The sequence below is a fragment of the Enterobacter sp. RHBSTW-01064 genome, from assembly GCF_014103035.1.
Taxonomy (GTDB): Bacteria; Pseudomonadota; Gammaproteobacteria; order Enterobacterales; family Enterobacteriaceae; genus Enterobacter; species Enterobacter mori.
In genome coordinates this window covers 78,387-85,059 of sequence record NZ_JABXOU010000012.1, presented here as the reverse complement: position 1 = coordinate 85,059, position 6,673 = coordinate 78,387, and the positions used below count along the sequence as shown (strand labels likewise).

The 6,673-nt window shown below is 58.3% G+C and carries 7 protein-coding genes; 4 read left to right on the top strand and 3 right to left on the bottom strand.

Annotated features, from left to right (window positions below; translation table 11 throughout):
• Window positions 1-58: 58 nt before the first annotated feature.
• Window positions 59-358: a helix-turn-helix transcriptional regulator gene (locus HV355_RS23585; RefSeq protein WP_182403806.1), complete on the bottom strand. Its 300-nt coding sequence runs from the start codon at window positions 356-358 to the stop codon at window positions 59-61.
• Complete coding sequence (locus HV355_RS23580; RefSeq protein WP_182403804.1) at window positions 346-708, bottom strand: type II toxin-antitoxin system RelE/ParE family toxin; 363 nt, start codon at window positions 706-708, stop codon at window positions 346-348. Before HV355_RS23580 ends, HV355_RS23585 begins: the two co-directional genes overlap by 13 nt.
• A 205-nt stretch (window positions 709-913) precedes the next feature.
• Here HV355_RS23580 and HV355_RS23575 point away from each other — a divergent pair, with 205 nt between their 5' ends.
• From HV355_RS23575 to HV355_RS23560, 4 genes are all read left to right on the top strand, one after another.
• Window positions 914-2,152: an MFS transporter gene (locus tag HV355_RS23575; protein ID WP_120159066.1), complete on the top strand. Its 1,239-nt coding sequence runs from the start codon at window positions 914-916 to the stop codon at window positions 2,150-2,152.
• 15 nt (window positions 2,153-2,167) lie between these two features.
• A complete protein-coding gene (locus HV355_RS23570; protein ID WP_182403802.1) occupies window positions 2,168-3,193 on the top strand; it encodes a sugar phosphate isomerase/epimerase in 1,026 nt (341 codons plus the stop codon).
• Complete coding sequence (locus tag HV355_RS23565; protein WP_182403801.1) at window positions 3,186-4,328, top strand: Gfo/Idh/MocA family oxidoreductase; 1,143 nt, start codon at window positions 3,186-3,188, stop codon at window positions 4,326-4,328. The genes HV355_RS23570 and HV355_RS23565 overlap by 8 nt, the downstream gene beginning before the upstream one ends.
• A 75-nt stretch (window positions 4,329-4,403) precedes the next feature.
• Complete coding sequence (locus tag HV355_RS23560; protein ID WP_182403800.1) at window positions 4,404-5,375, top strand: LacI family DNA-binding transcriptional regulator; 972 nt, start codon at window positions 4,404-4,406, stop codon at window positions 5,373-5,375.
• Here the strand turns inward: HV355_RS23560 and HV355_RS23555 are convergent, their stop codons facing one another.
• Complete coding sequence (locus tag HV355_RS23555) at window positions 5,376-6,620, bottom strand: mechanosensitive ion channel family protein (protein WP_148400343.1); 1,245 nt, start codon at window positions 6,618-6,620, stop codon at window positions 5,376-5,378. It lies immediately after the preceding gene.
• Window positions 6,621-6,673: the final 53 nt, after the last annotated feature.

Here is a 6,673-nt window from a genome sequence, read left to right as displayed (position 1 = left end):
CACCAGAGCGCACGATCTCTCCGCCTTCGCGCCCGGTGGCGGCTTTTAAAACTCAGTATCAAATCTGAAACGCTATCCGTTTCCCATTCGGTAACGTCACATCAATGCTCATTTCACCGCCGAGCGCACTAACGTAGCGTTTGAGCGTTGAAAGCCGGGGATCGTTACCCGGCTGTTCGATTTTGGCCACAGTGGGTTGTTTTACCCCCATTGCAGCCGCCAGTTCTGTCTGTGACATATTGAGCTCTTCTCGCAGCTGGTTTAGCGCAACAATTCTGCGCATCACGTCAACTTTAGCCGCAATACGCTCCTGACTTTCCGCGCTCTGTTGCGCCATGAGTTCTTTTAGCGTTGCCATATGGCCTCCTTATCCGCCAGATGTCTGCTGTACTCAACGTCAGCCAGCGTAATCATTTCTTTATAAAACCGTTTTTGATTGCAACCGGTTTTGTCTCCAGCACAGAGCACAATTGCTTTACGGTCAGGATCAAAAGCAAAAAAGGCTCTGATGGGATTTCCCGCATGCTGAATACGTAACTCTTTCATGTTCGCATAGGCTGAAGCCTTCACGGTGTCTACGAATGGCCGCCCAAGCGTTGGGCCAAACTCGGCAAGGATATGCATGGCCGCCAGCACATCTTCTTTCAATGCCGTTGTTTGTTCAAAGAACCATTTGTCAAATTTGTCCGTTGTCTCGATGTTCCACATCGTTTCTCCTGTCACTTCCTCGCTGTTTTAATTTATAGCTTATTGGCTATAATGACAATCAGAACATCTCGTTTTGTCATCCAGCGATCTTTATCGTGACCCCCCTCCCAATTCCGTTTCGATCCACAGGATCTTTATTTTGTAATCGATTACTTTTTATTTGAACTTTTTTGTAATCGATTACTTTTTCTGGGTGAGGCTCATCATGGTGTCAACAACTGAAAGTAGTGGAAAGGCGATAGCGCAGCACCGGCTGCTGGTGCCGCGACTGTCGCTGATGATGTTTCTGCAGTTTTTTATCTGGGGTAGCTGGTCGGTCACGCTCGGCCTGGTGATGACCCAGCACAACATGTCGCTGCTGATTGGCGATGCCTTCTCCGCCGGGCCAATTGCGTCTATTCTCTCGCCGTTCGTGCTCGGGATGCTGGTGGACCGCTTCTTCGCCTCGCAGAAGGTGATGGCGGTGATGCATCTGGCGGGCGCAGCGATCCTCTGGTTCGTGCCGGGGGCGCTGATTGCCGAGAACGGCGCACTGCTGATCGGCCTGCTGTTTGGCTACACGCTCTGTTACATGCCGACGCTGGCGTTGACCAACAACATCGCGTTTCACAGCCTGGCGAACGTGGATAAAACCTTCCCGGTGGTGCGCGTGTTCGGCACCATCGGCTGGATCGTCGCGGGCATTTTCATCGGCGTGACCGGCGTGGCGTCCAGCGTGACCATCTTCCAGGTGGCGGCGGCCAGTTCCGTGCTGCTGGCGCTTTACAGCCTGACGCTGCCGCACACGCCAGCCCCGGCGAAAGGCCTGCCGGTTAAGGTGCGCGATCTCTTCTGTGCGGATGCCTTTGCGCTGCTCAAAACCCGCCACTTCTTCGTCTTCTCCGTCTGCGCGATGCTGATCTCCGTCCCGTTGGGCACCTACTACGCCTATACCGCCTCATACCTGGCGGATGCCGGGATTGCCGACGTCAGCACCGCCATGTCCTTCGGGCAGATGTCGGAAATCTTCTTCATGCTGGTGATCCCGCTGCTGTTCCGCCGCCTGGGCGTGAAAGTCATGCTGCTGATCGGCATGCTGGCGTGGTTCGTGCGTTACGCCATGTTCGCGCTGGGGGTGAGCGAGGAGGGGCGCTTCCTGCTCTATATCGGCATCCTGCTGCACGGCGTGTGCTATGACTTCTTCTTTGTGGTGGGCTTTATCTATACCGACCGCGTGGCTGGCGAGAAGGTGAAAGGCCAGGCGCAGAGCATGATCGTGATGTTCACCTACGGCATCGGCATGCTGCTCGGCTCGCAGATTTCCGGCGCGCTCTATAACCGTCTGGTGGCGGGGCAAACCGTGCCGCAGGCGTGGGTCACATTCTGGTGGATCCCGGCGGTGGCAGCCGCGGCGATCGCGCTGATTTTCCTTCTCACGTTCAAATATGACGATGACAAGGCGTAACGTTCAGGAGGTGGTATGAGGACGATGAAAGGACCCGGCATTTTTCTGTCGCAGTTTATTGGCGGGGAAGCGCCGTTCAACTCGCTCGACGGGCTGGCCGGGTGGGCAGCCGGGAAGGGTTATAAAGCGGTGCAGATCCCCTGCAATCATCCGCACATTTTTGATGTCGAAAAAGCGGCCGAAAGCCAGATCTACTGCGATGACATTACCGGCAAGCTGGCAGCGCACGGGCTGGTCATCAGCGAGCTGTCGACCCATCTGGAGGGGCAGCTTGTGGCGGTAAACCCGGTCTACAGCGACGCGTTTGACCACTTCGCGCCCGCCGCCGTGCGCGGCAACGATGCGGCGCGACGGGTGTGGGCGACGGAGAAGCTGAAGCAGGCGGCGGTTGCCTCGGCCAGGTTAGGCCTGAAAGCGCACGCGACCTTCTCAGGCTCGCTGGCATGGCCGTTTTTCTACCCGTGGCCGCCGCATAACGAGCAACGTTTTCAGGATGCATTCGGGGAGTTGGCAGCCCGCTGGCGGCCGATTCTGGATGCGTTCGACGAGCAGGGCGTGGATGTTTGCTTTGAGCTGCATCCGGGGGAAGATCTGCACGACGGCGTGACCTTCGAGCGTTTTCTGGCGCGGGTAGATAACCATCCTCGCTGTAACATCCTTTTTGACCCAAGCCACATGCTGCTGCAGCAGATGGACTACCTGACCTTTATCGACATCTACCACGCGCGCATCAAGGCGTTTCACGTGAAGGATGCCGAGTTTCGCCCCAGCGGGCGCAGCGGCGTCTACGGCGGCTACCAGCCGTGGATCAACCGCGCCGGACGCTTCCGCTCGCTCGGTGACGGGCAGATCGACTTTAAGGGCATTTTCAGCAAGCTGACCCAGTACGACTATGACGGCTGGGCGGTGCTGGAGTGGGAGTGCTGCCTGAAGGACGGCGAAACCGGCGCGAGGGAAGGCAGCGAGTTTATCCGCCGCCATATCATCCCGGTCTCCGGGCGCGCGTTTGACGACTTCGCGGCAGGAGGCAAGCATGATTAACGTCGGGATTATCGGCAGCGGGTTTATCGGCCCGGCGCATATCGAGGCGCTCAGGCGCCTCGGGTTTGTGCAGGTGGTTGCCCTGTGCGACGGCACGCCTGCGCAGGCGCAGGAAAAGGCGCGAGCCATGAATGTGCCGCATGTCTACGGCAGCGTCGAGGAACTGCTCGCGCACCCCGATCTGCACGTGGTGCACAACTGCACGCCGAACCACCTGCACGCGGAGATTAACCGCAAGATCCTGCGGGCAGGCAAGCACGTGTTTTCCGAAAAGCCGCTGTGCATGACCCCGGACGAGGCGCGCGAGCTGGTGGCGCTGGCGGAGCAGGCGGGCGTGGTGCACGGCGTGAGCTTTGTCTATCGCCAGTTTGCGATGGTGCGCCAGGCGGCGAGCATGATGCGCGCGGGCGATATCGGACGGCTGTTCGCCTCGCACGGCAGCTATCTGCAGGACTGGATGCTGCTGGAAACCGACTACAACTGGCGGGTGGATGCCGCGCTCGGCGGCGCATCGCGCGCGGTGGCGGACATCGGCTCCCACTGGTGCGACACGGTGCAGTTTGTCACCGGGCGACGCATCACCGAGGTGATGGCCGATCTCGCCATCGTCTGGCCGACGCGCAAAGCCAGCGTGTCGGGCAATCAGACCTTTACCCACGATGTGCACGCGCAGTATGAAGACAAGCCGGTCACCACCGAAGACTTCGGCTCGGTGCTGTTCCGCTTCGACGACGGCAGCAAGGGCAGCTTTAGCGTCTCGCAGGTGAGCGCGGGGCGCAAAAATCGCCTGACGTTTGAGATCAACGGCAGCGAGCGATCGGTGGCGTGGGATCAGGAGATCCCGCAGCGGCTGTGGGTCGGCCATCGCGCGCAGGCCAACCAGACGCTCACCGACGATCCGGGCCTGATGAACCCTGACGTGGCCGACAGCGCCCACTTCCCCGGCGGGCATATCGAAGGCTGGCCGGACGCCTTCAAAAATATGATGGCGCAGTTCTACCGCGCCGTGCAGGCGGGCGCGATGCCGGAAAACCCGCCGTTTGCAACCTTCTACGACGGCGCAAACGTGATGTATATCATTGATGCGATAGTGAAAAGCCATCAGCAGCAGCGCTGGGTGCGCGTGGCGTATTGACGCGTTGCCCGGTTCGCCGGGCAACCGTTTTATGGTAGCCTGCACAAAACGCTAACCGCAGGATGTGTCGTCGCTATGTCAATTCAGAAAATCGCTCAGCTCGCCGGGGTCTCCGTGGCGACGGTCTCCCGCGTGCTCAACAACAGCGACACCGTGAAGGCGAAAAACCGCGAGCGCGTTCTGCAGGCGATCCAGGAGAGCAACTACCAGCCGAATCTGCTGGCGCGCCAGCTGCGCACCGCCCGCAGCTATATGATCCTGGTGATGGTCTCCAACATCGCCAACCCGTTCTGCGCCGAGGTGGTGAAGGGCATTGAAGAAGAGGCGGAGAAAAACGGCTACCGCATTCTGCTGTGCAACTCCGGTTCGGATATCGAACGTTCCCGCTCGGGCTTAAGCCTGCTCTCCGGCAAAATTGTTGACGGCATTATCACCATGGACGCCTTCTCGAAGCTGCCGGAACTGGCCGCGCTGATTGGTGCCGCGCCGTGGGTGCAGTGCGCCGAATACGCCGATGCGGGTGCGGTCTCCTGCGTGGGGATTAACGACGTCGATGCCTCCCAGCATGCCGTCAGCCAGCTGGCCGAGAGCGGCCGTACGCGTATCGCGATGATCAATCACGACCTCAGCTATAAATATGCCCGCCTGCGCGAGCGCGGCTACAAGAGCGTGATCCACCTGAAGGATCTGGACTATCAGGCGGTGGAATACGCCAGCGATCTCAGCTCGCGCGCCGGGATGGCGGCGATGGAAAATCTGCTGAAAGAGAACCCGCCGGACGCGGTGTTTACGGTATCGGACACCCTGGCCGCAGGCGCGCTGCGCGCGATTCAGCAGGCGGGGCTGCGGGTACCGGAGGATATCGCGATCGTGGGGTTTGACGGCACCGAGCTGGCGGACATGATTTCGCTCACCACCATCGAGCAGCCGTCGCGGGATATCGGGCGCAAGGCGGTCGATCTGTTACTGAACAAAATCGACAACCCGGATGCGCCCACGGAAAGGGTGATGATGGACTGGCGCTTTATTTCCCGCGCCAGTACCTGATTATTTTGCGATAACGCCCGCCAGGGAGCGAATATCGTTCCCGGTTGGCGACTGGTGAATACGCAGACCGAATTCATCCACCACCGCAAAAATATGGTCGAAGATGTCGGCCTGAATTTCCTCATATTCTGCCCAGATCACCGTGTTGGTGAAGGCGTATATTTCAATCGGCAGGCCGTTGGCATCCGGCGCGAGCTGGCGCACCATTAGCGTCATATCTTTGCGAATGCGCGGGTGGTTGCGCAGATATTCATTCAGGTAGGCGCGGAAGGTGCCGATATTGGTCATCTTGCGCAGGTTTAATATCGATTCCCCTTCACCGTTCTGCTGATTCCACAGGTTAATCTCCTCATGACGCGCGGCCAGATAAGGCTTCAGCAGCTTCGCCTGAATCAGCTTCTGCTGCTCCTGCTCGTCGAGAAAATGAATGCTGGTGGTATCGATATTCAGGCTGCGCTTAATGCGTCGACCGCCGGACGCCGACATACCGCTCCAGTTGATAAAGGCGTCGGAGACCAGCGCCCACGTCGGAATGGTGGTGATGGTGTTATCAAAATTGCGCACTTTTACGGTGGTAAGGCCGATGTCCGTCACCGTGCCGTTGGCACCGTATTTCGGCATTTCCAGCCAGTCGCCGAGCTTCAGCATGTCGTTGGCGGAGAGCTGAATGCCCGCCACCAGTCCGAGTATCGGGTCTTTAAACACCAGCATCAGAACGGCGGCCATGGCACCCAGACCGCTGATCAGAATCGCCGGGGACTGGCCGATCAGCAGGGAGATAATCAAAATCCCCACCAGGATGGCGCTCACCAGCTTGATGCCCTGGAAAATCCCTTTCAGCGGCAGCTGCGACGCGGTGGCCATTTTCTGGGACAGATTGAAAATCACGTCCAGCAGCGAGAAGAAAGAGAGCAGGGCATACACCATCACCCACAGCTTCGCGCAGGTGGTGAGCATTTCCGCCGCTTCGCTGCCTTTTTGCAGCCACAGTACCGCCTGAACGTTGACGATTATCCCCTGTAGGGTAAAGGCCAGACGGTGAAATAACTTATTCTGGGTAATGATCTGCAGCCACAAATGGCTGCTGGCCTGCGCGCGTTTTTCGAAAGCGCGAAGCACCACTTTGTGCAGAATAAAATGAACCACGATGGCGGTAAGAAAAATAATACCAAAGATAATCACTAACGAGGTGGTGTGATTAATTTCAATCCCTAACTCTTCAACCTGAGCAATTAATTCCTGCATAACGTCTCCTGTATTGATGCAGCCCCATAATGGCGGCTGCGGATCTATTATGC

Excerpts from the sequence above, each read along its gene's own strand:
- HV355_RS23565 (WP_182403801.1), top strand. The coding sequence starts at position 3,186 with ATGATTAACGTCGGGATTATCGGCAGCGGGTTTATCGGCCCGGCGCAT.
- HV355_RS23555 (WP_148400343.1), bottom strand. The coding sequence starts at position 6,620 with ATGCAGGAATTAATTGCTCAGGTTGAAGAGTTAGGGATTGAAATTAAT.
- HV355_RS23585 (WP_182403806.1), bottom strand. The coding sequence starts at position 358 with ATGGCAACGCTAAAAGAACTCATGGCGCAACAGAGCGCGGAAAGTCAG.
- HV355_RS23580 (WP_182403804.1), bottom strand. The coding sequence starts at position 708 with ATGTGGAACATCGAGACAACGGACAAATTTGACAAATGGTTCTTTGAA.
- HV355_RS23560 (WP_182403800.1), top strand. The coding sequence starts at position 4,404 with ATGTCAATTCAGAAAATCGCTCAGCTCGCCGGGGTCTCCGTGGCGACG.
- HV355_RS23575 (WP_120159066.1), top strand. The coding sequence starts at position 914 with ATGGTGTCAACAACTGAAAGTAGTGGAAAGGCGATAGCGCAGCACCGG.
- HV355_RS23570 (WP_182403802.1), top strand. The coding sequence starts at position 2,168 with ATGAGGACGATGAAAGGACCCGGCATTTTTCTGTCGCAGTTTATTGGC.